Origin of the sequence: Actinomyces sp. 594 (assembly GCF_019325145.1) — a bacterium.
Classification (GTDB): domain Bacteria; phylum Actinomycetota; class Actinomycetes; order Actinomycetales; family Actinomycetaceae; genus Actinomyces.
Genome location: NZ_PIZC01000021.1, coordinates 1 through 26457, shown reverse-complemented (window position 1 = coordinate 26457; position 26457 = coordinate 1). Strand labels below are relative to the sequence as shown.

The window sequence follows — 26457 nt, the reverse complement described above, 5'->3', positions numbered from 1 at the left end:
AAAGACCCCTGTGAAGACCGTACGTACCCTCCTGCGCAGCCTGCGCGAGTACCGCAGGCCATCACTGCAGGCACCGCTGTTCATGGTGGGCGAGGCCGGGCTGGAGTGCGTCCTGCCACTGCTGATGGCCGAGCTCATCGACACCCTCACCGGCCGCTCCATGGGCCCGATCCTGCGCATCGGCCTGGTTCTGGTGGTCATGGCACTCATCTCGCTCGTGTGCGGCGTCATGTCCGGCGTGCGCGCCGCCACGGCGGCCGCCGGCCTGGCACGCAACCTGCGCCAGGACCTGTTCTACCGGGTACAGGAGTTCTCCTTCGCAGACATCGACCGCTTCTCGACATCGTCGCTGGTCACCCGCATGACCACCGACGTCACCAATGTGCAGAACGCCTACCAGATGATCATCCGCGTTGCCGTGCGCGTCCCGCTGATGGTCATCTTCTCCATCATCATGACGCTCACGATCAACGCTCGACTGGCGCTGATCTTCATCATCATGCTGCCGCTGCTCGGGGGCGCGCTGATCGGCCTGGCCGCCTACGTGTTCCCAATCTTCAGGCGGATCTTCAAGAAGTACGACGCCCTGAACAACTCCGTGCAGGAGAACGTCTCCGCGATCCGGGTGGTGAAGTCCTTCGTCACCGAGGAGCACGAGAAGACGAAGTTCCGCGCCGCCTCCCAGCAGGTGCGCAGGGACTTCACCTACGCCGAGAAGATCCTGGCTCTCAACGGCCCGATCATGGTCTTCTTCATCTATGTGTCGCTGATGCTGGTCAACTACCTGGGCGCCCGGGTGGTAGTAGGCAGCGGCGGTACCGAGCTGACCACCGGCGAGTTCTCCTCGCTGATGACCTATGGCGTGCAGATCCTGGCCTCGATGATGATGCTCGCCTTCATCTTCGTGATGGTGTCGATGTCGGTGGAGTCCGCCAACCGTATCGCCGAGGTCATCGAGCACCGCCCCACCCTCACCTCCCCCGCCGACGGCCGCACCGAGGCTCCCGACGGCGAGGTCCGCTTCGAGGGCGTCTCCTTCCGCTACTCCGCCGATGCCCAGGCCGACGTTCTGCACGACATCGATCTGACCATCCCGTCGGGCTCCACCCTGGGGATCGTCGGCGGCACTGGCTCGGCTAAGACCACACTCATCCAGCTAATCTCCCGCCTGTACGACGTCACCTCCGGACGGGTGAGCGTCGGCGGCGTCGACGTGCGCGAGTACGACTTGGAGTCCCTGCGTGACGCCGTCGCCGTCGTGCTGCAGAAGAACGTCCTGTTCGCCGGCACCATCAAGGACAACCTGCGCTGGGGCGACCCGGAGGCCACCGACGCCCAGCTCGTCCGCGCCTGCGAGCTGGCCCAGGCCGACGAGTTCATCCGTCAGTTCCCCGACGGCTACGACACCCGCATCGAACAGGGCGGCACCAACGTCTCCGGCGGGCAGAAGCAGCGCCTGTGCATCGCCCGCGCCCTGCTGAAGAAGCCGCGGATCCTGATCCTGGACGACTCGACCTCCGCCGTCGACACCCGCACGGACGCCCTGATCCGCCGGGCCTTCGACCAGGAGATCCCCGACACCACCAAGATCATCATCGCCCAGCGGCTCTCCTCCGTTGAGCACGCCGATCAGATCATCGTGCTCGACGACGGCCGCATCCTGGAGCGCGGCACCCATGCGGAGCTGATGGCCCTGGGCGGCGAGTACCAGCAGATCTACGAGTCGCAGAATCGCACCAGTCAGGAACAGGAGGTGGCGTGATCATGGCGCGCAACCGCACCGACCGGCCCGAGGAGCGTCCCGACGCCGAGCAGCCGGAGGCCGTCGTCGAGGCCAGCGCCACCGCACAGCACCCCGATGGCCAGTCTGACCCGCACGACCTGCCGCACATCGACCGCCCGGCGCGTCGGCTGCTGGCCTACGTCTTCCACTACTACCCGTGGCAGCTGATCGTCGTCGCCATCAGCATCGTGATCGCCTCGGTGGCATCCACGGTCGCCTCCATCTTCATGCAGCGGGTGGTCGACGAGGTGATCACCCCCGGCCTGAGCGCGGGCCTAGACGCCGTCATGCCCACGCTGGTGCGGATTATCACCGCCATGGGCGTGGTCTACGCCCTCGGGGTGATCACCAGCTTCCTGTACTCACGCATCATGGCGGTGGTCACGCAGGGCTCGCTCAAGCACATGCGCGACGACATGTTCGACCGTATGCAGTCCCTGCCGATCAAGTACTTCGACACCCACGCCCACGGCGCGATCATGTCGACCTACACCAATGACACCGACGCCGTGCGCCAGCTGATCGGCCAGTCGGTGCCCACGCTCATTCAGTCCGGCCTGACGCTCGGGGCGATGCTGGCGATGATGCTCTACTACAGCCTCTGGCTGACGATCCTGGTGCTGGTCGTGGCCGCGATCATGGTCGCCGCCACCCGCAGCCTGGGCGGGAAGTCCTCGCAGTACATGGTCGCCCAGCAGCAGTCACTGGCCACCGAGGAGGGCTTCATCGAGGAGATAATGGGCGGGCAGAAGGTCGTCCAGGTCTTCAATCACGAGGAGGCCGCCAAGGCCGACTTCGACGTCCTGAACCGGCAGCTGTTCTCCGACTCGGAGAAGGCCAACCAGTACGGCAACATCCTCGGCCCCGTCATGGGCAACCTCGGCAACCTGCTGTACGTGCTGATCGCCTTGGTTGGCGGCCTGCTCATTCAGCTGCAGGTCACCAACATCGGCTTCGCCGGCATGGGCACCATCACCGTCGGCATCATCGTCTCCTACCTGACGATGGTGCGGCAGCTGTCCCAGACCATCAACCAGGCCTCTCAGCAGGTGGCGCTGATCGCCATGGGCCTGGCCGGCGCCGGCCGAGTCTTCGCCCTCATCGACGAGCAGCCCGAGCAGGACGGCGGGTATGTGGGCCTGGTCGACGCCGTCGAGACGGCCGACGGCGGTGTCCAGCCCGCCGACCGCAAGACCGACGTGTGGGCCTGGCGCCACCCCCACCAGGCGGATGGCACCGTCACCTACACGCGGCTGCGGGGCGAGATCGTCATGAAGCACGTGGACTTCTCCTACGACGGCGTCAAGGAGGTCCTCCACGACGTCTCCCTGTGGGCCAAGCCGGGGCAGAAGATCGCCTTCGTGGGCGCCACCGGCGCCGGGAAGACCACGATCACCAACCTGATCAACCGCTTCTACGACATCGACGACGGCAAGATCCGCTACGACGGCATCAACATCAACAAGATCGCCAAGGCAGACCTGCGCCGCTCGCTGGGCGTGGTGCTCCAGGACGTGCGCCTGTTCACCGGCACGGTCATGGACAACATCCGCTACGGGCGCCTGGACGCCACTGACGAGGAGTGCATCGAGGCGGCGAAGCTCGCGAACGCCGACGGCTTCATCCGCCGTCTGCCCCAGGGGTACCAGACGGTGATCTCGGGCGATAGCTCGAGCCTGTCCCAGGGACAGGCTCAGCTGCTGTCGATCGCCCGCGCCGCCGTCGCCGACCCGCCGGTGATGATCCTGGATGAGGCCACCAGCTCCATCGACACCCGCACCGAGGCACTGGTGCAGGCCGGCATGGACAACCTCATGCGGGGGCGGACGGTGTTCGTGATCGCCCACCGGCTGTCCACGGTGCGCAACTCCGACGCGATCATGGTGCTGGACCACGGCCGCATCATCGAGCGCGGCAACCACGACCAGCTCATCGAGCAGCGCGGCACCTACTACCAGCTCTACACCGGCGCCTTCGAGCTGGAGTAGGCCAGGACGAACTGGAGTCGCCCTGGAGCGGCAGGGGTAACCCCGGGGTGCCCCAGGAACCACCCCGCAGTCCCCCTTCACCGAGGTCGGTAGACGTTACGTGCCGAGGTCGGTAGTAATGACACAGCCGCACTGTCGGCAGCTGTACCCATGCACGAGGAGGCTCCCATGATCCACATCATCGCCACGTTCGCCGTCCGGCCCGACGCCGTCGACGAGTTCACCGCCAAGGCCCGTCAGCTTGTGGAGGCCTCACGCGCGGAGTCTGGCAACGTCTCCTACGAGCTGCTGCGCGCCCGCGACGACGCCACTACCCTCACCTTCCTGGAGACATGGGCCGACGACACCGCCATCGAGGCGCACAACGCCTCCGCGCACTTCACCACGCTCATCCCACAGCTGATCGCCCTAACGACCAGCGATCCGGCCATCGTCCAGTACGAGCCGGCCTGATTTCCATCGCCCCAGGGCATACGGCTCTCCCGGTTTGAGGCGTGATGGTGCCGGCTGGGGATTGACAATTGGTGGCCGTGTTCGGGCGCGGGGGGTCGTCTCGCGCTGATGCGGTCGTGTTCGGGCAGGCAGGAACGTCGTCGGCGCCGTTGCGGGTGCGGACGGCTCGTGTGTTTGGACAACGGTTCGCCAGGTAGCGGCGAGAACCGCAACCAGCCAACCCACCGCACTCGCCAACACGAAGAACCGGATGTGTCATGTATCCGTCGAACCCGGGCGCCCATGTTCTCGACCAGACTGATGCACCCCTCCAGGCCGAGGCCGCCGCGCCCGTAGGCGTCCTGGAGCGCATACAGGGCCACTGCGCGTTTGAGAGTCATGTTTCCGCCCTTTCTCCTACATGTGGGAAGTAAGGCGGTCGGGACCGGGCGCGCGGAACTGCGAGCGCGGACGACCGCGCAGTTCCGGGGGAATAACCCTTTCAACCCCGGTACCCGGGAATCTGCGTCGGCTCCCGGCCAGCCCGGTCGTCGCCGGTCCGGGGCGGGATCACCCCGACCCCGTCGACGACGACGCCTCTCCCGCCTCCGCCCCGGCCACCCCGCGCCGGGAACGCCTCTTGTCCCCAAGTCGTCAAGGATGTATAAATGGCCCGTGTTCTCGTCATCCTCAATGTCTCCAGCGCCGCTGCTCCATGTCAAGCGGCGCCGGAGTGACGTGCGCATTGCAGCCACGTGGGGACGAAAACCGTTGAATCCGCGACGACAGCGCAGTTGACCCGTTCCCCGGCCCCCGCACCGCAGGCGCCCACGCCTTGCGACACCGTGTGCGAGTGGCCGGCGGGCATCACACAGCAGGTCCCCCTGGGCGTTCCATCTTCCGTGAGTGACTGCCCTTCCGGGGGCGGCGCTGGTCTGTCGCACTGACGACTCCGGCGCCCGTGGCGTGGTCCCGAGCACTCCCAAGGCTCCCCCGGCCGGGGGCGGTGACGCCCGCCGACTGTGCGTGTGCCCCAGGCACCCCAAGCCCCAGAGCGGACCTGCGCGGCGCGAAACGGCGTCGGCGACCCTGCTCCCCGCCAGGAACCGGCAGAACCCGGCGCCCACACCGCCCGCAGCCAGCCGGTCCAGGGGCCTGCCCGGTCCCCGTCGGCCCGCAGGCCCTCCTGGCCGCGCGGGGGCACCGGCACAGGTACGCAGGCAGGCCAGCACGAACGGGTCGGCAGATAACAGGAAGTCGAGATGAAGTACCAACAGGAAGGAGAACAAGACAATGCGGCGGTTGCTGCTGATGAGAGGGGCGCCCGGGTGCGGCAAGACCACCTGGGTACGTAGCCACGGGCTGGAGGACCAGGTGGTCTCCGCCGATCAGTTCCGCGAGCTGGTGTACCCGCGCGCCATGACCCTGGACGGTGCCACCTCGCTGCTGGGTGGCGCAGACAAGATGATCTGGCGGATGGTGTTCGACGCCGCCGAGGCGCGTATGGCCCGTGGAGCGACGGTCGTCGTCGACTCCACCAATCTGAGCTCCAAGGAGCAGAACCAGTGGCGTGAGCTGGCGCTGCGCCACCACTACCGGGTAGGCCTGGTGGACTGCCAGGAGGGCATTAGCGACGCCGAGCTGCGTCGGCGCAACATCACCCGGGGGCCAGACCGGCTGGATGAGTCCGCCCTGGAGCGCATGCTCCAGCGCGCCCAGGGCAACGCCGTGGTGAAGGGCGTAGAGCGGATCAGCCCCGATGACCCGGCCGCTGTGGCCAGGTTCTTCTCCTACGCGGATGACGTAGCCGACGTCGCTGCCGCCCCAGCCACTGGCGCATCCGAGGCCACAGCCACCGGCACCGGTCTGCTCTCCGGGGAGGACGTGATGCTCACCGCGCGGGGCGTAACGGTTATCGGTGACGTGCAGTCGTGTTCCCGTGCCCTGTCCCGGGCGCTGGCCGACACCCCAGACGGTGAGGTTATCGTGTTCGCCGGTGACCTGTTCGACCGCGGGCCTGACGCACTGGGCGTATTCGAGCAGGTGCGCGCCCTGGATCCCACCCGAGTGGTGCTGGTCCAAGGCAATCACGAGCTGCGGATGCTCGAGCTCATCCGCCGTACCGGCAAGCCGTCCGCTCGGACCGGCACGAGCCACGAGCAGATCAGGACCCGCTACGGCGACCGTGACATCCTGGATCTGCTGCGGCGTACCGTGCCCCTGTGCACCTTCCGTGTCCACGGCTGTGACACCGTCTGCGTGGTCACTCACGGCGGTGTCACTCAGGCGGCGCTGGAGCGCGCCCTGGCGGGGAGGCAGTCGGGCTGTGGCCTGGCGCACCTGGTGGACAACGAGTTCGTCTACGGAACCTCCCAAAGGGCCCTGACCTACTCGGGTCGATCCACCTACGACCACGTCGATGAGCTCCTGGTCCTGGAGGGCGGGCAGGTGCTCCAGCTCCACGGGCACCGCAACGGCAAGCATGACAGCCAACCCGCCCCTGCCGACGCCGTGGCGGGCGTCTACAACCTGGAGAACCGGGTGGAGGAGGGCGGCGCGCTGCGCGTGGCACGCCTGCGGTCCGGGAATGGTGGCGCCCTGGAGGTCCGTGTCCAGGAGTACCGCGACTACGAGGACGCTCGGGACGGCGAGCGGCAGCCCAGGGAGCAGGCGCCCACGCCATCGGCAGGCGCACAGGTCGACGTCGTCGCCCGTCTGGAAGCCCACCCGGACATCCGTCGACGGGAAGGACCTGACGGGGTGGTGTCCTACATCTTCACCCGGCGGGCCTTCTACAACGGCAACTGGGACGAGCTGACCTCCACCGCCCGCGGGCTGTTCGTTCGCGACGGGAAGGTAGTGGGCCGCGGGTTCGACAAGTTCTTCAACGTCGGCGAGCGCGGCACCACCCTGGACGATCTCACGTATCCCGTGACCCTGACCCGCAAGGTCAATGGGTTCCTCGGGATCATGTTCGCCCTGGACGGGGACCTGCGGGTGTGGTCCAAGGCCGGGGACACCGGCTACGGCCAGGCCGCGGCCCAGGCAGTGGAGCGGGTAGTGGCCGGTGAGGCGCGTCGGCGACTCATCAACTTCCTATCCGATCATGACGTGTCAGTGGCACTGGAGGTCACGCTGGCCAACGACCCCCACCTTGTGGACGAGTCACACCGCCCCGGGGTCACGGCCCTGGCAGTCATAGACAACAGCTTTGCCTTCCACCGCCGCGACGAGCTGATGGGGGAGCTGGCCGGGCTCGGCCTGGCAAGCGTGGAGGTGCTCGCCACTGCGGGCTCCCGCGTCGAACTGGACCAGGTGCTACACGACGATGCGCTGGCCAGCCAGGACCACCCCGTGGAAGGTGTAGTACTCGCAGACGCCCGTCAGTACATGGTGAAGGTCAAGTACGACCAGTACCGCACCCGCCGTCGGCTGCGCAGCGCGCTGGAACGGGTCTACGCCGGAACGAGGGCCCGACTGCCCGAGGAGTTCGCCCACGTGCAGGCCGCCCTCGGCCCCGACCCGCAGGCCACCATCGCCGCGTACGTGGTGCGCACCCCCGCGGACGGGGTCGGCATCAACATGCCCGGGTTGCTGGACCACCTGGGTATAACCAACGTGTGATGCCATCCCGGCCTGCGGGCGCGAGCCCCGTGTCCGCAGGGCGCGCGCACCGAGCGCCGCGGCAGTGCAGAGCCCTTGCCTGCACTTCCGTAGGCGCTCGGGCCGCGGGGCCGGGGCAGATGGCGTGCCGGCGGCCGTGGGTGGCGGTGTCGGCCGCCCACGGCCGACTCGCCACGCCCGCCCGCGGGCAGTGCGCCCCATGGCCGGGGGCGGCGCCTCCTGCCACCCTGGCAGCATGCGCACCTCCCCCGCCGCCGACGACGACGCCACGCCCTCCCCGGCCAGGACCCGCTCGCGGTCCCCGCGCAGGAACCTGGTCCGAGGCCAGGCCCAGCGCACCGGCTTCCTGCGCGGACTGCGGGCCGGCGGATTACTTACCGCCGCCATCGCAGGGACTGCCGGAGTCTGGGCGCGCCGCGGGATCACCGTCAATACGGAACTCCCGGAGAGGCTGCAACCGGACGCCGGGCTCATTCCGGTCCTAATTCTTCTCGCCCCGGCCATTTGGATAACGATGAGTACGCTCCCAGAAGGCGGGCGAAGGCCATTCACCGGACGCAGCGTCCGGGCTGCGCTGCTGTTGGGCATGCTGCTTATCGTCGCCGCCTGCTGGTCGTTGATCGGTCTAATGCCCATTGATGACATATCCCTCATCCTGATCCTGGCAGTCCTCGCCCCGATCTTCTGGGCAGCGGCCGTTTCTATGGCGGAGGATCTTCGCGCGAGTCCTCGCTGGAGGCACGCACCCATGGCGCTCATGACGGTTCTGCTGGCGGCACCGCCCGCCATCAGCGCCTACTTGCTCGGCAGATCGTGGTGGCAGCAGTCGGAAGACATCGGGCTCCCTTACCCGGTGCTATTGCAGTATGCCGTCGCCGTCGCCGGACTAGGAGTGGGCGCAGTGGCCGGAGTGCTTCTGCGCGCAGCCAGTGTGGCGGCCCCCGGGGTACGGCGTCGCACACTCAGGCGCCCGCGCGCGGACTGGCCCGCGATGATCGCCATGATTCTGACTGTCGGTCTAGCGGTAACAGCCCTAGCGGCACCGGCCCGAGTCTATGTGTCGCAGTCGGTCCAAGTAGCCGCCGCGGCCGGACAGCCCGTGCCTGAGACGCTCGGCAGCCAATTCACTTGGCAACGCGTATTCGATCGTCGAGCCGAGGACCGGATCCACGGCATCATCCCGGGTTCGGCCGGGCCAATTGCCATCACCGAACACGGCGCCGAGGGCCTGGACCCCAGCACCGGCGAAACCACATGGTCCTACCGCCGCAAGGCGCATACCACGCACCTCGCCTTGAATGATCCGCCCTGCGGCGAAGAAGAGCAGGTGCATTGCCACGCGGCGCTGTCGCCGGATCGCGCCCACCTGGTGATCGTCTACGCCGGGGTCGACGGAAGCCTGTTCGTCTCGCTGGACACCGCCACCGGTGAAGTCGCCTTTGAGCGAACCGTTGTGGACTGGCGGGGCTCAGCGGTCCCATTCCAGATCACCGATCACGTAGTCACGGCGGGCGCCGAAGTCCTGTCCTTAAGCGATGGGAGCGTCGTGGCCGAGCTTCCGGACCGCGGCGCCGGCAGCGATCAGAGCGGCGCACAAAGGCCGGAGTATGCGCGCGGTTCGGGTCCCGGTACGCCCCGGATCGATTCGCCCTTCCTTCAGGGTGGGCACTCGACCCTAATTCTTGGAGCCAAGTGCACAGACCCCAGCACGATTTCTGAAAACGCCACGTGGTGCGAGGTAACCGTGGCCCCGGATACCGACCCCGGAGCGAGCAGAACCGTGGAAGGCATCGTTCCTGTATACAGCCACCGGGATCACACCGGCATCGCCATCGTGGATGGTTGGACCGTGCGCTTCAGCGATCCCGCGGCAGTCCGCGAGAGCCTTGGCACTCGATTCGACGCCGAATCACTCGGATACTCTATTGAGGCGGTCAGCCTCGACACCCTTTCCGGGGTCGATGCCGACACGCAGCCGGTGACGCTGGGGGACTTGGACCGCCCCATCTCCCCCAACGCCGCGAGCACACTCGGCATCCGCGATCCGGAGGCTTACGCCTACCGCTCTTACCGCCCGGCCCTTTCGGTCGTATTCGACCCCATGACGGAGCAGGTGTACTCCGCCGGGGACCTGACGGAGCAGGCCACGGGCCGCGGCTACTTTGACACACTAATCGTGAAGAAGAACCTTGAGCACTCGGGCCTGGACGTCCTCGACCTGAACGAGAAGGTCGTGCTGCACCTGGGCCTCGGCCAGGTCGCCTCCCCGGAAGACTTCGTCGCCGCGAACGATATCCCGCTTGTCAGCAGCGGATACCTGGTGCCAGCGCCCGGAACCGTGGTACTCGTCTACGAGCGCGACGCCGTGGACAGCGCCAAGCACCCAACCAAGGAGCAGCTCGTAGTGTGCGGCCTGATTTAGGGGCGGACACCGCCAAGGGGAGGCGCATTCAGTGGGCGGGCCGCCGCCTGCCCGGGTACACGCGGCCCCTGCGCGCTCGGCGGCCGCTCCACGCGTTCAGCGCGTTTACGTTTCCCATGGGCGCGACCCCTGCACGCTCGGCGGCCGCTCGGCGCCGGGGGGGGTCGCTCGGGCACCATCACCGACGCAGCCCCTGCACGCTCAGCGGCACCAGGCCGCGGCTATGAGTCCCTCGCCTGAAGTACTCGCCGTATTCCCGGTACGGGCCATCAAACCGGGGACTCAGCCGCGAGCGATAAGGCTAGGCGAGGCTAAGGCACGTGGCTAGCCTCGTCTCATGACCGTTAATTCAGTAAACGCTAATGGAACTCCCGATTTCGACTCCCGCTCCGTGGCGCGTGTAGCGACCGATAAGCCGGCAGACTACGGCCGCCGCCTGGTCAGCCATATGAGCCGCAAGATCGACGGCGAGTGGAATGGAGCTGACTCCACCGGTCACCTGGTGTTCAACCGCGAGGGGGCCGTGGCCGGCATCGTGGACCTGGCTTGCGAGGAGGGCGCACTCGTCCTGACCCTGTCGGCCTCGGCCCAGGAGCTGCCGCGCCTGGAAGAGGTTGCCGGTCGGCACCTGGCCCGTTTCGGCTACGAGGACGGGCTGGCCGTGTCCTGGAAGCGCCAGGACGGCTCCGACGGCACTACGCAGGGCCCCCTGACCAAGGAGGACCTGGACCGCCTGCGCACCGAGTACGAGGACCGTTCGGCGCGTGAGGGCGCATCCGACGCGGCCGAGGACTTCCCGGACCTGCGCGCCTGACGCCGACTCCGGGTTCCCGGGCGAAGTTCCCACCTGGCTTCCAACAAGCATCCATACTGTGGTGCCCATGCCCGGTCGGCTATAGGCCCGACACGGTCAAGCACAACTCCCACATAAGAAGGTCCACCATGTCCGACGCCATCACCCCGATTTACACCATCGAGGCCCTGGCCTCTGGCGACGGCCGCAACGGCCACGTCGCCTCCACCACCGGCCGCATCGACACCGACCTGGCTATCCCGAAGGAGATGGGCGGCTCCGGAGCCAACCTGCCCAACCCGGAGGAGCTGTTCGCCGCCGGCTACGCCGCCTGCTTCCACTCCGCCCTGCAGGGTGTAGCCCGCATGCAGAAGGCCGAACTGGGCGACTCCAGCGTCGGCGCCCGAGTCTCCATGGGCTCCAACGGTGAGGGCGGCTACGGCCTGGCCGTCGAGTTGGAGGTTGTCATTCCCGCCCAGCCGCATGATGCGGCTCAGGCTCTGGCCGAGGCGGCCCACCAGGTGTGCCCCTACTCCAACGCCACTCGGGGCAACATCCCGGTGACCATCACCGTCTCCGACGACTGACTCCGCCGCACGCTCAGCCCCCAGGACGGATCACTAATTCCGCGGAATCAGGCGGAAAACTCGATTGAGTCAACATTGTCAGTGCGCTCCTGCGTGCGCCGCCGACTGCGGCGCACGCAGGAGCGCATCCGCGTTTTCGTCCAAAATATGAGAACGTTGAAATGACGGGCAAAACTCCCCGTGGCAAGGAGCTGGTGGCACTCGTAAGCGTGCGGGGCCGCTCAGCCGGGACGACGACACCACTGAGAGTCTCAGGCCATGCGCGTATATGCGGGGGCGGCGTCACTCACCAACGCTGATGCGGCCCGAGGGGTCGTGCACTCGCAGCATGAGCAGCAGCCCCACAGCAAGCACCGTGACAATGCCGAGGATGCCCCAATAGCCGGCGCCGCCACCCATGATCCGGGTCCCCAGCCAGATCGAACCGCCGTACATCGCCGGCGCCATGAAGGACACCGCCCGCCCGGTGGTGGCGTAAAGACCGAAGATCTCGCCCTCGCGTCCCTGCGGTACTAGCCGTGCCAGAAACGAGCGCGCCGCCGACTGCGCCGGGCCCACGCAGCCGGAGAGCACAAGTCCCAGCACCCAGAAGACGCGCGCCCCCGCCGCGTGCAGCAGAAATACCAGCAACCCGGCGACGACCAAAATGACAAGCGCCCCAATGATGACCCGGCGCGGCCCCAGCAGGTCATCCAGTCGCCCGGCGGCGATGGTTGCAACACCGGCGACTACGTTGGCCGCCACGGCGAACACAATCACGTCCGCAGGGGAGAAGCCGAAGGTGTTCTGGGCAATGATCCCGCCGTAGGTGAAGACCCCGGCCAGCCCGTCACGGAAGACAGCGGCGGCCAGCAGGAACCACAGCACCTCCGGATGGGTACGGTACAGTCCCACGAGGGTACGCCACAGGTGCTTGTAGGAGGCCACCAGGGACTCGTGGCGCATAATCCGCGGCGGTGCCTGCACCGGGTCTGCCGGCTCGGCCTCCAGCCCGGCCAGCGAACGGGCCGCACCGTAGTCGGTGTCCTCGATAGCTGCCCACCGCCGCCAAGCCCGCTTGCCTGACTGGGTAACCAGCACCGGAATCGCGCACAGACCGAACCAGCCGGCGGAGACGAGCATCGACACGCGCACATCCATGCCGTCCTGGTCGGTCACCCCGAACCAGCCGACCTCCGGGCTGATAAAACCGACGTACAGGATCAGCAGCAGCACGATCCCCCCGAGGTACCCCATCCCCCAGCCGAGCCCGGAGACGGCACCGACCCGATCCTTGGTGGCAAGGCGCGAGAGCAGCCCGTTGTAGTTGACGGACGCCAACTCGAAGAACACGTTGCCGACCCCTAGCAGCGTGATGCCCAGCCACAGGTACCCAGGCTCGGGCAGCACAAAATACAGGGCGGCGCTGACCGCAACGACGATCGCCGTGTAGACGCCGAGCCAGAACACGCTGCGGCCGGCGCGATCGGAGCGCTGCCCGGTCACGGGGGCCAGCAGGGCGATGCAGGCTCCCGCAATGGTCAGCCCCACCGACAGCGCGGACTCACTATCAGCGGGGTCACCGAAGGGGGCACTGGTCAGGTAGACCGAGAAGACGAAGGTGGTGATCACTGCGTTGAAGGCCGCCGAGCCCCAGTCCCACAGCCCCCAGGCAAGCACTGGCCACGTCAGCAGTTTCGCACGCGCGGACGTGTTGTAGCCGCGACCCACTCCACCAGTGGAGCTGAGCGCCGAGCCTAGTTCTGAGTCCCGTCCCGGTACATGTGGCCGCATGCCTCCGAGCCTACGGCTGTACCGGCTCCCGGCGGGCGAGAATCCGAGCGAGGGCCAGATCCAGTGGCGTGGTCACTTTCAGGGCGAGCGGGTCTCCCGCCACGACGACGACGCGCTTCCCCATGGCCTCAACGAGGGAGGCGTCATCCCGTGCCGCCCGCGCCTCATCTTCGGCGACGTCGGCGCCCAGGCGGTGCGCCGTCTCCAGGGTGCTGCGCGTGAAGCCCTGCGGAGTCTGGATGGCGCGCAGCCGCGCACGGTCCGGCGTGCCGACGACGTAGTCGACCTCGATATCACGAACCGGCTCCCCGGCCGGATTCGGCCCAGCACCGTCGATCTCCTTGACTGTGTCGACCACGGGCAGGCCGGGGACGACGGCGTCGTGCCCGGCGCGCACGGCGGCAACGACGCGGCTAATCAGCTCGGGCGGTGTCAGTGCGCGGGCGGCGTCATGCACTAACACGACCGCGGCACCGGGGCGGGCTGCGAGTGCCGCCGCTAGTCCGAGCGCGACCGACGCCTGCCGGGACGCTGGTGAGCCGGCGACTACTGTGATCTGCCCGTCCCCGGCCATGTCCGCCACCTCCGCAGTGAAGCGCTCCACCTGGGTGTCCGGGGCGGTGATGGTGATGTGGTCGAGGCTCTCGGACTCGAGCAGGCCGCGGGCGGCGCGGTGCAGCAGCGACTCGCCGCCAACCTCCACCAGCGCCTTCGGCCCCCGGGCGCCTAGCCTGGTGCCCGAGCCAGCGGCGGTGAGTATGGCGACGGCGGATCCTGTGCTTGCGTCCGGCATGTACGGGACCCTACCAGCGGGCATCTTCCTCCCGGCGCATCAGGCAATGCCGATCCCGCGGGGACCGGCCCGCGCCGGGTGGAGTAGGAGCGTCAGGCGGCCGTGCCGGAGCCGAGGACCTCGTCAAGGGTGTTCTCGGCCTCCTCCTCGGCGGTCTTCTGCGCGAGGGCAAGCTCGGATACGAGGATCTGGCGGGCCTTGGCGAGCATGCGCTTCTCCCCCGCTGACAAGCCTCGGTCGGTGTCCCGGCGGGACAGGTCGCGCACGACCTCAGCCACCTTGATGACGTCACCGGAGGCGATCTTCTCCTGATTGGCCTTGAAACGCCGCGACCAGTTGGTGGGCTCCTCCGTCAGCGGGGCCCGCAGCACCTCGAACACGCGCTCCAGCCCGGACTCGTCTACCACGTCGCGTACCCCGATGAGGTCGACGCTGTCCGCCGGGACCAGGATCGTCAGGTCACCCTGCGCGACCTCGAGCTGCAGATAGGTCTTCTCCTCGCCCCTGACCTTGCGCTGACGGATATCAATGATCCGAGCCGCTCCGTGGTGGGGATAGACAACGGTCTCGCCGACTTCGAATGTCATGTGTGAGGTCACTCCAGATTAATCGCGGGGTAATAGTTTATCAGGTAATGACGCCCGAAGACCGGGGAGCTAGCTCACATGGGAGTGCGGCGCAACCGGTGGCGGCGGGTCAGGCCCCGGCAACGAGGCGGTAGCCCACGCCGCGAACCGTGGTCAGGAGCCTCGGGGAGCTCGGGTCCTCCTCGATCTTGGCGCGGATCCTTTTGACATGGACGTCAAGTGTCTTGGTGTCCCCCACATAGTTAGCACCCCACAGGCGCTCAATGATCTGGCCGCGGGTGAGCACGTGGTCGGGGTGGCGCAAGAAGAGCTCAAGCAGCTCGAACTCACGCTTGGGCATGGCGACCAGCTGCCCGTCCACGCTCACTTCATGGCGGCCCACATCCATGGTCACGCGCCCCGCAGTGAGCACCGACTCCTCCGGAGCCTCCTCCGCGGTGCGCCGAAGCACTGCGTGCACCCGGGCAATGAGCTCCCTGTAGGAGTAGGGCTTGGTGACGTAGTCGTCCGCGCCGAGCTCCAGCCCGGCGATCTTGTCCATCTCCGCGTCCCGCGCCGTGAGCATGATGACGGGGACGCGGGAGCTGCGCCGGATCCGTCGGCATACCTCCGCACCGGACATGCGCGGCAGCATGAGGTCCAGCAGAACCAGGTCGATGGGACCGGGGCCGTCCGGGCTCGCGGCGGATTCGAAGCGGCGCACAGCGGCCGCGCCGTCCTGCGCCTCCACCACCTCGAAGCCGTCGCGCCGCAGATTAAGCGCCAACGGCTCCCGGTAGTTCTCCTCGTCCTCCACCAGCAGGATGCGGGTCATCGACGTTCCTCCTCCGGTTCAGCGCCCGGCGTTGCGGGGGGTGGGGTGTGCGCCTCGCGCGGGGCGGGCGCGTCGGAGATCGCGGCGATAGCCGCGAAGGAGGCTCCGGCAGCACCCCTGGCCACGGCCTGGACCGCCTCGGGGGCAGGCCCCGCCACCTCCGCCGTGGTCCGGTGCCGCGGCAGCACCAAGGTGAAGGTGCTGCCCCTGCCGGGTGTTGACCACAGCTCCACGGTGCCGCCGTGATCGGCCGCAACATGCTTGACGATCGACAGCCCCAGCCCGGTGCCTCCGGTAGCCCGGGACCGGGCCTTGTCCACCCGGTAGAACCGTTCGAATACGCGCTCCTGCGCCTCCTTGGGGATCCCGATCCCCTGGTCGACGACGGCGATGCGCACCAGTTCCGGATCGTCAGTGTCCACACTCAGGCCCACGCTCACACGCGTGCGCGGGTCGGAGTAGCGGATCGCGTTGTCCAGCAGGTTGCTGACGGCGGTCACCAACAGCGAGGCGTCACCGAGTACGTGCAGATCCTCCACGCCGCCGGACACAAGGGCCACCTCCTTGGCGTCCGCCTCCACCCGCACCCGATCCAGGGCGTCCACCACCACCTCATCAACGCTGACGTCCTCGGGTTCGACCAGCGCGTCGCCGTCCTGCAGGCGGGAGAGCTCAATGATGTCACCCACCAGCAGCTCCAGGCGCCGAGACTCCCGGCTCATCCGCTCGGCGTAGTCGGCGACCAGCGCTGGATCGTCCGCGTTCTCGCGCACCGTCTCCGCCAGCAGCGAGATCGCCCCGACTGGCGTCTTGAGCTCGTGGGAGGCGTTGACGACGAAGTCTCGGCGCATGTCCTCCACGCGGCGGGCCGCCGTGCGGTCCTCAATCAGCACCAGCACCCGACCGCGGCCGATGCCGGCCACGCGGATCTGCAGGTGGAAGTTGCCCGCTCCGACGACGCGCCCGCGTGCCACCGTGATCTCGGCTTCAGCGGCCTTCCCGGTGCTGCGCACGCGCTCCACCATCTCGGCGACTTGCGGTTCACTGACCTCATCGTCGTGCACGATGTTGTAGGTGTAGGCGGCCGCGGAGGCGCGCAGGACCTCGCCGTCGTCGTCGAGGAGCACGACTACGGATCCCAGCGCCGCAAGGATGGGGATCAGGCCGTCGCGCTCGAGGGTGGATCCGGCGACTATCCCGTCGCCGTGGGCGTCACGGGTGGCGTGCCCCAGGGCGAGTCCCGCCGCGGCGCCGGCCGCGACACCCGCGACGGCAACCGCGATGATCAGCCAAACGGTTCCCACGCCCCCTAGGGTAGAGGTGTAGCCGGGTGCTCCGCGAGCCCGGCTCCGCGGCCGTGACGGGGAAGAGGCTAAACGTGCGCGACATCTTCAACCAGGAACTGAAACAGCTGGGCACGGATCTGGCGTCGATGGCGGCGCAGGTGGCCACCGCCATCGAGCGCGCCGCCGAGTCGCTGCGCACCGGGGACATCATCGTCGCCGAGCAGGTCATCGACGCCGACGAGCGCATAAACGACCTCCAGCGCGACATCGACGACATGTGCGTGATGCTGCTGGCCCGGCAGCAGCCGGTGGACCGTGACCTGCGCAATGTCATCTCCGCCCTGCGCATGGCCCAGACCCTGGAGCGGCAGGGAGACCTGGCCCGCCACGTCGCAGCCATCGCCCGAGGCCGCTACCCGCAGGCTCCCGTGCCCGAGCCCATCCTCGGCCTGATGGTGAAAATGGCCGACGCCGCCGTGCGTGCGGGCCGGGACGTGTGCACTCTCATTGAGACCCAGGACCTGGAGCTGGCCGCCGCGATCCAGCGCCGCGACGCCGAGCTGGATGCGCTGCACCGGGAGTCGTTCCAGATGATTCTCGATCCGGGCATCGAGCTATCCCGCCAGCAGGTAGTGGACGCGGTGCTCATGGGGCGCTTCCTGGAGCGCTTTGGGGACCACTCGACGTCGGTTGCCCGGCGCATGGCCTACCTGGTTTCAGGTATCACGGTTCCCGGCCCCAGCGAGGCGTAGGCGGCGGGGCGGGGACGCGCTAGTCGCGCCACCCGCCCCGCCGCCATTGCTGGTGCTCGGAATCGGATATTCAGAGTCAGATGCTCCAAGTCGCACGCGCGGAGCCGGATGCCCGTAGCGGGCTGCGCAGGTCCTAGTGGACGGCGCGCAGGCTCACTTGCCCTGGTTGGCTACCGCGGCGATCTTCGCCTCGGCCTCGGGGTCCAGGTAGCGTCCGCCCTTCTTGATGGGCTTCAGGGTCTCCTCGTCGAGCTCGTAGACGAGCGGAATACCGGTGGGAATGTTGACGCCGGCGATGTCCTCATCGGAGATGTCATCAAGGTGCTTGACGATGGCACGCAGCGAGTTCCCGTGGGCGGCAATCATGACCGTCTTACCGGTCTTGATCTCCGGGACGATGGTCTCCTCCCAGTACGGCAGCAGCCGGGCCAGGACGTCTTTCAGGCACTCGGTGGCGGGAATCGGCTCGCCGGCGTAGCGCGGGTCGGTGTCCTGGGAGAACTCGGAGCCGAGCTCAATGGCCGGCGGCGGCACATCATAGGAGCGGCGCCACAGCATGAACTGCTCGTCGCCGTACTGCTCGCGAATCTCCTTCTTGTTCTTACCCTGCAGGGCGCCGTAGTGGCGCTCGTTCAGGCGCCAGTGCCGCTCCACCGGGATCCAGTGGCGGTCAGCGGCATCCAGGGCGAGGTTCGCCGTCATGATGGCGCGACGCAGCACGGAGGTGAAGAGCTTATCGGGCAGGACGCCGGCCTCCTTGAGGAGCTCACCGCCGTGGACGGCCTCGGCACGCCCCTTCTCCGACAGCGCGACGTCCACCCAGCCGGTGAACAGGTTCTTAGCATTCCAATCGCTCTCGCCGTGGCGGAGCAGCACAAGGGTGTAAGCCATGAGGACATTGTGCCAGGACGGGCCGGGTGCCACCAGGCCCCTGGGTCCTAAAAAGGATCCAGGGGCCTGGGAACGTGCCTTCGGCGTCGGCGCCTGGCGAATACGCCGCGGCACCGCGCGCGGATGGGCGGTGAAACGCCCAGGTCAGCCGTTGTTGCTGGGGTTGTTAGCCGCCATGTAGGCCTCACGGACCGGGGCGGGAATACGCCCGCGGTCCGAGACCTCGTAGCCGTTGGCCCGCGCCCACTCACGAATCTTCTGGGTGACGCCCGTCGGCGGGCGACGGCGCAGCGTGCGGCGTCCGCCGCGGCGGCGCGCCTTCACGGTCCACTCCTCGATCGACTCGCGCAGGGCGGCGGCGTGCTCCTCGTTGAGGTCGATCTCGTAAGTGACGCCATCGAGAGCGAAGGTAATGGTCTGAGTCGCCTCAGAGCCGTCGATGTCATCCACAAGCACAATTTGGGTCTTCTGTGCCATATTGGTCCTCCTTGCCACAGACATATGCGGGCCCCGCCTCTAGCGCGGGATCATCCCGGGTAACAGGATAGGCATATATGGCCAATTGAAGCAAGGAAATCCAATAACCGGCAAGTCGGAGTATGTTTCAGCGTTGAACTAACTCCTGGGGAGGCGAATGCTCGGAGCCACCTGTGGGAATCGAACCCACGACCTATTCATTACGAGTGAATCGCTCTGCCGACTGAGCTAAGGTGGCCTGCCGCCGCAGCGGCGAGACGCACGCTACCGCGTGAAGGCCGGGACACGCAATCCGGCAGCCCAATCACGTGAGGTGGTTTGCAGCACAAAAGGGGCCCCAGAGCTGCGTACCCTGGCCATATGCACATCCACTTCACCTACGCCGGCGGCACTATCGGCATGACCGATTCGCCCCGCGGGCTCCAGCCCGGCGCCGACCTCGGAGGCTGGCTGCCCAGGCTGATTCCAGGATTCACCGAGACCGTATGCACGAGACCTCCGACCATCCCACCGTCACCACAATCACCTGCCCCGGGAACGTCGTCGGCGCCCGGAGCAACATACTCGCTCACCACCCTGCAACCCCTGCTTGACTCCGCGGAGACCACCCCGTACACCTGGCAGCAAGTCATTGACGACGTACAGCGCCACGCTGGCTGCGCAGACGCATTCGTCGTGCTGCACGGCACCGACACCATGGCCTATACGGCCTCTGCGCTGTCCTATGCACTTTTCGACCTCGAGCAACCGGTCGTGGTCACCGGTTCGCAGCTGCCGCCGGGCGCAACCGACTCCGACGCCGCCGCAAACCTCACCGGAGCCGTATACGCGCTCACCCAGGGCGCGCCCCGCGGGGTACACCTTTTCTTCGGCGGCCGCCTCCTGGCCGGGAACCGGGCCACGAAGACTTCCACCTGGTCGCTACAGGGCTTCGAGTCACCAAACACGCCCCCGCTCGCCGTCGCCGGCGCGCCCTGGCACTGGTCGCCCCGCGCCCCGCGCACCGGTGTCGGCTGGTCCGCGCCACTGCCCTACACTGCCCACGACGTGCCGGTAATCGACATGGCACCAGGGCTCAGCTCCGCGCGCCTGAAGGCCGCACTGACACCAGCTCCCGTGGCCGTGATCGTGCGCGCATTCGGCGTGGGGAACCTGCCCGCGGCCGCGGACGGCCCGGTCAACGTGCTGGCCCAGGCGGTCCGGGACGGGGTCACGGTGGTAATCGCCTCGCAGTGCCCTCAGGGAGAGGTGGCGCTCGGGCGCTATGCCGCCGGCGCGGGCGCGGCACAGGCCGGCGCCGTCGGCAGCGGCGACATGACGCTTGAGGCCGCCTATGCGAAGCTGCAGTTCCTCGCCTCCCAGGGGCTGCGCGGTGCCGAGCTGGGGAAGTGGATGGGCCGAGACCTGGCCGGAGAGCTCACGGCGCCGGCCACCCGCCACTGAAACGCCCGCCGCCAATGCGCCCCGGCCACCCGCCGTCGGCACTCTGGCACGCGGGCCTGCCCTGCCGGCCTGCCCCGCAGGCTCCCGGCAGGCGCTCAGCCGCAGGTCAGCCCCTCCTCCGGCAGGACGCCCGCCAGCAGGTAGTTGTCAACGGCATCGGCCACGCAGGCGTCCGCTCGCCCGTAGGCGGTGTGCCCATTACCCCTCCAGGTGACCAGATGGCCGTCCTCCAGCTGCTCACTGAGGGCCTGCGACCACGCATAAGGCGTGGCCGGGTCACCGGTGGTGCCCACCACCAGGATCGGGGCGGCGCCGGAGGCGTGAATCTCGGCGCGCTCCCGGCTGGACGCATGCCCCCAGACACGGCAGAACAGGTCGGAATAACCCAGGTCCGCGCCAAAGGTCGGAGAGATCGCCTCAAGCTGCTCGCGCTCCGCCTCCCAGCTGTCGGCGTCGCCGACCACGGGATAGTCCAGGCAGTTGATGGCATTGATCGCCTCATTGCCATTGCCTCTGTAGGTGCCGTCACTTTGCCGGGAGGCGAACAGATCGGCGACGCGCAGCAGCACCGAGCCGTCGTCATGATTCATCGCCTGGTCCAGCCCCTCACTCAGCACCGACCATGACTCCGACTGATACATGATCCCCAAAATCGCAGACTCCGCGAGCGAATAGGTCAGGGGCCGGTCCGGGTCGGAAGTCGGAATCGGCGCATCCGCAGTGACTTGCAGGAAGTCCTGGATCTGGGAGACGCCGGCATCAACATCGCCCCGCAACGGGCACTTATTGCCACTGAGGCAGTCCTCCACATAAGCGCGCAGCGCCTTCTCAAAGCCAGCCGCTTGCCCCAAGGTGACCTCCCCGGCGCTGAGAGTCGGGTCGATTGCGCCATCGAGGACCATGCGGCCCACGTTGCTGGGGAAGAGCTCGGCGTAGGTGGCGCCTAGGTATGTTCCGTAGGAATAGCCGAGGTAAGTCAGCAGGTCCTCGCCAATGACGGCGCGCAGCACGTCCAAGTCCCGGGCCGCAGAGACCGTGTCGACGTGGTCCAGCAGGTCAGCGGGAGTGTTCGCCGCGCACTTGCCCTCGTACCACTCGACATACTCCGCCACCGCGTCCTGGGCAGCAGCGGCGTCCGACGCCTCGCTGCCCGCACTCGCCTGGTCCCCCGACCCAGCGCGCTCCTCATCCAGCTCGGCATCGGTCAGGCAGTCGATGGCGGTGGAGCTGCCCACGCCCCGCGGGTCAAAGCCGATCACGTCGTATGACCGCATCAGGGCGTCTGAGAAGTAGCCCTCCGCGGACTCCACCAGGCTGACACCCGACCCTCCCGGTCCGCCCGGATTGATGAACAGGCTGCCGATCGCGGTGCCAGTGGCGGCACGGCGCTTCATCGCGATATCAATGCGCCGCCCGCTCGGATCGGAGTAGTCCAGCGGCACGCTCGCATAGGCGCAGGTGAAGTCGGCGGCGCCCTCGGCCTCGGCCATGCCCGTATCAACGCACGGATACCAGTCGACGTCTTGGGAGTAGAAGTCCTCCAGGCCGGCGGGCACCGAGGCGGCGGCGTCGGTCGCCCGGGCCGCCGCGGAGGGGCTGACATCAGTGGCGGGAAGCAGCACCGCGCACGCGGCCAGGCCAGTCGCGGTGAGGACGACGGTGAGAGCCGCGAGAACGCGGCGGGGGCGTCCCGAATGAGTACTCACGCGTGCAGCCTACGGTTACGTGCTCAAGCGGCCCTGACTGTGCAAGGTGGATTCCTCCCCATTGCGACCCAGCCGTTAGGCTCGCCCCAGCGTCGTGCCGAAACGCCTGACAGGGCCTGGGCGGGCCTGCCTCGCCCTACATCTGGCGTCTAACCTTGCTTGCATGAGCCAGTCGTCCTCCCCCATGCCCGCCGACGCCCGCGCTGAGTTGAAGGACTTCCTAACCACGCGTCGGGCCAAGGTGCAGCCGCAGATGGTGGGCCTACCCGTCGTCGGCGGGCGCCGCCGCGTACCCGGGCTGCGCCGCGAGGAGGTCGCCATGCTCGCAGGGGTGAGCGTGGACTACTACACGCGCCTGGAGCGGGGCAATGCAGCCGGCGCCTCCGATGAGGTGCTGGAAGCGCTCGCCTCCGCGCTGCTGCTGGATGACGCCGAGCGCCAGCACCTCATCGACCTAGCCCGCACCGTCACCCCTATGGGGCGGATACGGCGTCGGCGCGGGCGCGCCAACAGCTGCACCATACGGCCGGACACCCAGTGGCTGCTGGACGCGATGCCCATGCCTGCTGCGGTGCGCAACGGTTCGGGAGACTACGTGGCGGCCAACACGATGGCACGGGCGCTGTACCACCCCATGTTCGTGGACCCGATCCCGGAGGTAGCAGCCGAGCATCCGAGCATGGCCCGCTTCATCTTCCTGGACCCGCGTGCACGGGAATTCTTCCCCAACTGGCAGACAGGCGCAGAGGACCTGGTGGCGATGCTGCGGCTGCGCGCCGGCGAGGACCCGACCGACCCGTGCCTGCAGGCACTCATCGGGGAGCTGTCCACGCGCAGCCGGGAGTTCTCCGACCTGTGGGCGCGCCACGACGTCCGCTACGTGTGCCGCAACGAGAAGGTCGTGAACCACCCGATCGTCGGGGAGATTCACCTGTGCTACGAGTCCGCCGCCATGGCGACCACCCCCGGCATGAGCATGCTCGTGTACGGGGTGGAACCGGGCAGCGCGAGCGCGGAGGCGTTGCGGCTGCTGTCTTCCTGGGCGGCCACCGAGCTGGCGCCGGCGGATACCGCCACGGCCGAGCCGCGCTAGACCTGCCACGGGCGGAATCGGCGCGCCCCTGCGGTGCTCAGGCCTGGGGGCGCAGCTGCACCATGAGCGACTCGACCGCCAGCAGCACCGCGGCGTTGGACCGCAGCCGCTCACGGCACTCCTCAATGGCACCGATGCGCGCCAGCGACTGGCGCGGTACGGTAGCGGCGGCCACCTGTGAGACGGCCTCGGCAAGGTCGATGTTGACCTGCTCCACGTCGCTGCCAAGCTGGACCGCCAGCACGTCCCGGTAGAAGGACAGCAGGTCAATCATGGCCCGGTCGAGCACGTCGGTGCGGGCCCGCCGAGCGCGCCGCTTCTGGTCCTCCTCCAGCTGACGTACCTGGGCTCGCAGCGACGGCGGCACGCGCGCGCCGTCCTCCAGCCCGAGGGCGCGCAGCAGCGCCGACCTCTCGGCGGCGTCACGCTCAGCTGTGGCCGTTTTCGCCTCCTCCTCGGCGGCGTCCACCAGGTCCGCGGCGGCCAGCACGGCATCCCCTACGCTGCGCAGGGAGATGGGGGCGAGCAGCAAGCGGCGGCGCCGCTCCCAGGCGCCGGCGTCAGTGGCCAGGTGGCGGGCGAGCCCGATGTGGGACTGGCTGGCGCGGGCGGCGCGGGCCGCCAGCTCCGGGTCGGCGCCGTCGCGGCGCACCAGCAGCTCGGCCACGGCGTCGGCGGGCGGAACGCGCAGCGTCACCAGCCGGCAGCGGGAGCGGATGGTGGGTAGTACATCGTCGGCGCTGGGCGTGCACAGGATCCATACGGTCTGCGGGGGCGGCTCCTCAATGGACTTCAGCAGCACGTTGGTGGTGCGCTCGGCCATACGGTCGGCGTCCTCCACCAGGATCACCCGCCACCGGCCGGTCCAGGGACGGCGCTGCGCTTCCCCAATCAGCGTCTTGACCTCGTCCATCGTGATCAGGAGCTTCTCGGTGGCCATGCGCACCACATCCGGGTGGGCGCCACTCATCACGTCGCGGCAGGCCTTGCACACCCCGCAGCCGGGTACTTCCCCGGTGCACTGCAGGGCTGCTGCGAAGGCGCGGGCGGCGACGCTCCGGCCGGAGCCGGGCGGCCCGGTCACCAACCAGGCGTGGGTCATGGCCGACGTATCGACAGCGCCGGCCGAGTCGGTGATGCCGATTTCAGCGGGGCTGGAATCACCCCCCCGAGTACCAGCAGCCACGCGTGCGGCGTCGGCAGCCGCGCCGCGGGCGGCAACACTCATGCGTGCGGCCTCCGCGGCAGCTTGGAAGGCGGCGACCACCTTCTCCTGGCCGACGACATCGGCCCACACGCTCATCCGAGGCACCACCTGGTTGCGTTCTCCGCGGCGGGCGTCAAAGACTGGATCACGGCACCAGGCTAACGGCAACCGCCGACACGTTCAGCCACAAAGCCCGCCAGAGCACCTGCCTGCTCGCCCCGGCGGACAGCTCGACCTACCTTCACGTCCCGCGGAGCGGCCCGGGTGTCAAAATCGATGACAAACGACTCGCGTGGCCGCTCACAGCGGTTCGGCACCCGCATGGTTTCGCCATTTTCAAGAGCGTCGTGGACGTCGACGCCCCCGTTTGTCATCATTTTTGACGTTACGTCTACCGACCTCGGCACGTAACGTCCACCGACCTCGGCGGGAGAGGGCGCGGAAGGCCTTCAGCTGCGCCCCGCCCCATGGACGGCAATGAGCCGCTCAACTAATCCGCACACCTCGGCGGCCACCTCTTCCACAGGCCGGTCGGCGTCAACGACCTTGATGCGTTCGGGCTCCTGCCGCGCCAGTACCAGGAACTGCTCGCGCAGTGCGGAGTGAAAGGCGACTGGCTCCTGCTCCAGGCGATCGCTCGGCCCGCGCGCGCCGGCGCGTGCGGCGCCGACGAAAGGCTCGGCATCGAGCAGTATGGTCAGGTCAGGCAGCAGGCCTCCGGTAGCCCACAAGGAGAGGTCACGCACCTCCTGGGGACCGAGCGCCCGAGCGGCGCCCTGGTAGGCGATTGAGGAATCCAAATAGCGGTCGGTCAGTACCACCTCACCACGAGCGAGCGCGGGACGCACGACCGAGTCGACGTGGTGGGCGCGGTCGGCGGCATACAGCAGGGCCTCCGCCCGCGGGCTCACTTCACCGCCGTGGAGCAGCAGCCGACGGATCTGTGCACCGAGTTCGGTGCCGCCGGGCTCACGTGTGCGCCGGTGGGCGATACCGGACTTGCCCAGCGCCTCGCTCAGCAGCTCGATCTGGGTGGTCTTGCCGACTCCGTCACCGCCCTCGAAGGAGACGAACAGGCCGGGATAGGCGTGCGCAGGCGGCACCGGGGCGAAAGCGGACAAGTTCACGGCGTCAGGGTAGCCGCAGACCGTGCCAGGACAGGGCTGGTCCCCGCCCTGTCCCTGTCATAAAAGGCACCACTTTCCGACTGCGGATCCTCTTCCGAATCCGACAAACCGCACGATTCCGCGCACACAGCCAGCGGGACCGACGGCAGTGAGTCCCAAAGTGGTGCATTCCATGACACCAGCGCGTGCACGCTGGCGCGCCTCTACCGCTGCCGCAAAAGGCCGGCACGTAGAACTCCATACGGTGGCTGGGCTCACGCCGAGCCGCAAACCCCAAGCCTCGGACTCAAAGAGCCGCTATTGCAGCTCGTCCGGTGTGAGCGCGCCGGGAGTGAGGTCGGGCGGTGTCCAGGGCGCGGCTGCCTGGCCCGCGCCTGGCTGGAACAGCCATGTCTGTCTGAACCAGCCGCACCTACCTGAACCAGCCATGCCTCCCCGGATCTGCCCATAGGCGCACGCAGATGGTCCAAGTAGACAAGCGCGGTACTCGGGCCGACGGCTCCGGCCGTGTTGAAGGCATTGACAAATCGCCGAAATCATTGAGGCCATGCGGCACCTGGACCGGGGCGGCAACCGCTGACGGCGCCGGCCAGTAGCTCCAGCGACTCTGCTACCGCACCCCAGGCACTACGGGGAGGTGATCACCGGAGTGGAGCAGTACACCGCTGTGAAGGGCGCGGACCGGGCCGGTTCGTGCGTACGCCCCGCGCGACGCTTCCGCACTTCTCGCGACGGTTCGGCACTTCGCATGACGGTTCGTACCTTTGCACCGACGCTTCGTACCTTTCGGTGACTGTGCTGTCTCCACACTTCTGGGACGGTTGAGTCTCATGACTTCTGGGACGGTTGAGTCTCATGGGTTTTGGGACGGTTGGGAGC

The 26457-nt window shown here is 68.0% G+C and carries 20 protein-coding genes and 1 tRNA gene; 10 read left to right on the top strand and 11 right to left on the bottom strand.

The annotated features are described in order from the left end of the window. The first annotated feature begins 10 nt into the window (after nucleotides 1–10). The 7 genes from GZ998_RS02975 to GZ998_RS02945 all read left to right on the top strand — a co-directional run bounded on the left by GZ998_RS02975 (nucleotide 11) and on the right by GZ998_RS02945 (nucleotide 11629). Nucleotides 11–1762, top strand: coding sequence for an ABC transporter ATP-binding protein (locus GZ998_RS02975; RefSeq protein WP_219108888.1), 1752 nt, complete (start codon nucleotides 11–13; stop codon nucleotides 1760–1762). Between the two features lie 2 nt (nucleotides 1763–1764). Continuing rightward, a complete protein-coding gene (locus GZ998_RS02970) occupies nucleotides 1765–3771 on the top strand; it encodes an ABC transporter ATP-binding protein (RefSeq protein ID WP_219108884.1) in 2007 nt (668 codons plus the stop codon). Between the two features lie 168 nt (nucleotides 3772–3939). Further along, nucleotides 3940–4224, top strand: coding sequence for a putative quinol monooxygenase (locus GZ998_RS02965; protein ID WP_161923492.1), 285 nt, complete (start codon nucleotides 3940–3942; stop codon nucleotides 4222–4224). 1272 nt (nucleotides 4225–5496) lie between these two features. After that, nucleotides 5497–7827: an AAA family ATPase gene (locus GZ998_RS02960; RefSeq protein ID WP_219108882.1), complete on the top strand. Its 2331-nt coding sequence runs from the start codon at nucleotides 5497–5499 to the stop codon at nucleotides 7825–7827. 235 nt (nucleotides 7828–8062) lie between these two features. Then, entirely contained in the window at nucleotides 8063–10249 is a 2187-nt protein-coding gene (locus tag GZ998_RS02955) for a hypothetical protein (protein ID WP_219108880.1), read from the top strand. Between the two features lie 337 nt (nucleotides 10250–10586). Continuing rightward, nucleotides 10587–11063 (top strand): DUF2218 domain-containing protein, encoded by a 477-nt coding sequence (locus GZ998_RS02950; RefSeq protein ID WP_219108878.1) that lies wholly within the window; start codon nucleotides 10587–10589, stop codon nucleotides 11061–11063. Nucleotides 11064–11191: 128 nt separating this feature from the next. After that, the gene (locus GZ998_RS02945; protein WP_202616245.1) at nucleotides 11192–11629 is read left to right on the top strand and encodes an organic hydroperoxide resistance protein; all 438 of its coding nucleotides are present in this window, start codon (nucleotides 11192–11194) and stop codon (nucleotides 11627–11629) included. 282 nt (nucleotides 11630–11911) lie between these two features. On the opposite strand, the gene GZ998_RS02940 is transcribed toward GZ998_RS02945, so the two are convergent. The 5 genes from GZ998_RS02940 to GZ998_RS02920 form a co-directional block, all read right to left on the bottom strand. After that, nucleotides 11912–13402, bottom strand: a complete 1491-nt coding sequence (locus tag GZ998_RS02940; RefSeq protein WP_219108876.1) for an MFS transporter — start codon at nucleotides 13400–13402, stop codon at nucleotides 11912–11914. 10 nt (nucleotides 13403–13412) lie between these two features. Then, nucleotides 13413–14195 (bottom strand): 2-C-methyl-D-erythritol 4-phosphate cytidylyltransferase, encoded by a 783-nt coding sequence (locus GZ998_RS02935; protein WP_257504955.1) that lies wholly within the window; start codon nucleotides 14193–14195, stop codon nucleotides 13413–13415. Nucleotides 14196–14287: 92 nt separating this feature from the next. Further along, a complete protein-coding gene (locus GZ998_RS02930) occupies nucleotides 14288–14782 on the bottom strand; it encodes a CarD family transcriptional regulator (protein ID WP_161923487.1) in 495 nt (164 codons plus the stop codon). Nucleotides 14783–14891: 109 nt separating this feature from the next. Continuing rightward, nucleotides 14892–15596, bottom strand: a complete 705-nt coding sequence (locus GZ998_RS02925) for a response regulator transcription factor (protein ID WP_161923486.1) — start codon at nucleotides 15594–15596, stop codon at nucleotides 14892–14894. Next, nucleotides 15593–16900, bottom strand: coding sequence for a cell wall metabolism sensor histidine kinase WalK (locus tag GZ998_RS02920; protein ID WP_219108872.1), 1308 nt, complete (start codon nucleotides 16898–16900; stop codon nucleotides 15593–15595). Before GZ998_RS02920 ends, GZ998_RS02925 begins: the two co-directional genes overlap by 4 nt. A 74-nt stretch (nucleotides 16901–16974) precedes the next feature. Between GZ998_RS02920 and phoU the strand changes: the two genes are divergently transcribed. Further along, nucleotides 16975–17634: a phosphate signaling complex protein PhoU gene (gene phoU, locus GZ998_RS02915; protein ID WP_219109024.1), complete on the top strand. Its 660-nt coding sequence runs from the start codon at nucleotides 16975–16977 to the stop codon at nucleotides 17632–17634. Between the two features lie 153 nt (nucleotides 17635–17787). Here phoU and GZ998_RS02910 read toward each other — a convergent pair whose 3' ends face one another. The 3 genes from GZ998_RS02910 to GZ998_RS02900 form a co-directional block, all read right to left on the bottom strand. Further along, the gene (locus GZ998_RS02910; RefSeq protein ID WP_219108870.1) at nucleotides 17788–18525 is read right to left on the bottom strand and encodes a phosphoglyceromutase; all 738 of its coding nucleotides are present in this window, start codon (nucleotides 18523–18525) and stop codon (nucleotides 17788–17790) included. A gap of 144 nt (nucleotides 18526–18669) precedes the next feature. Continuing rightward, complete coding sequence (locus GZ998_RS02905) at nucleotides 18670–19002, bottom strand: Lsr2 family protein (RefSeq protein ID WP_136194231.1); 333 nt, start codon at nucleotides 19000–19002, stop codon at nucleotides 18670–18672. Between the two features lie 165 nt (nucleotides 19003–19167). After that, nucleotides 19168–19240: transfer RNA gene (locus GZ998_RS02900), tRNA-Thr, on the bottom strand. Between the two features lie 122 nt (nucleotides 19241–19362). On the opposite strand from GZ998_RS02900, the gene GZ998_RS02895 reads away from it, so the two are divergent. Then, the gene (locus GZ998_RS02895) at nucleotides 19363–20445 is read left to right on the top strand and encodes an asparaginase (RefSeq protein ID WP_219108867.1); all 1083 of its coding nucleotides are present in this window, start codon (nucleotides 19363–19365) and stop codon (nucleotides 20443–20445) included. Between the two features lie 95 nt (nucleotides 20446–20540). Here the strand turns inward: GZ998_RS02895 and GZ998_RS02890 are convergent, their stop codons facing one another. Further along, nucleotides 20541–22151, bottom strand: a complete 1611-nt coding sequence (locus GZ998_RS02890; protein WP_219108865.1) for an alpha/beta hydrolase — start codon at nucleotides 22149–22151, stop codon at nucleotides 20541–20543. Nucleotides 22152–22314: 163 nt separating this feature from the next. On the opposite strand from GZ998_RS02890, the gene GZ998_RS02885 reads away from it, so the two are divergent. Next, nucleotides 22315–23244, top strand: a complete 930-nt coding sequence (locus GZ998_RS02885) for a helix-turn-helix domain-containing protein (protein WP_161923481.1) — start codon at nucleotides 22315–22317, stop codon at nucleotides 23242–23244. Between the two features lie 37 nt (nucleotides 23245–23281). Here GZ998_RS02885 and GZ998_RS02880 read toward each other — a convergent pair whose 3' ends face one another. Both GZ998_RS02880 and tmk read right to left on the bottom strand, forming a co-directional pair. Continuing rightward, nucleotides 23282–24547, bottom strand: a complete 1266-nt coding sequence (locus GZ998_RS02880) for a DNA polymerase III subunit delta' (RefSeq protein ID WP_162678893.1) — start codon at nucleotides 24545–24547, stop codon at nucleotides 23282–23284. Between the two features lie 353 nt (nucleotides 24548–24900). Further along, a complete protein-coding gene (tmk, locus tag GZ998_RS02875; protein WP_219108863.1) occupies nucleotides 24901–25578 on the bottom strand; it encodes a dTMP kinase in 678 nt (225 codons plus the stop codon). Nucleotides 25579–26457: the final 879 nt, after the last annotated feature.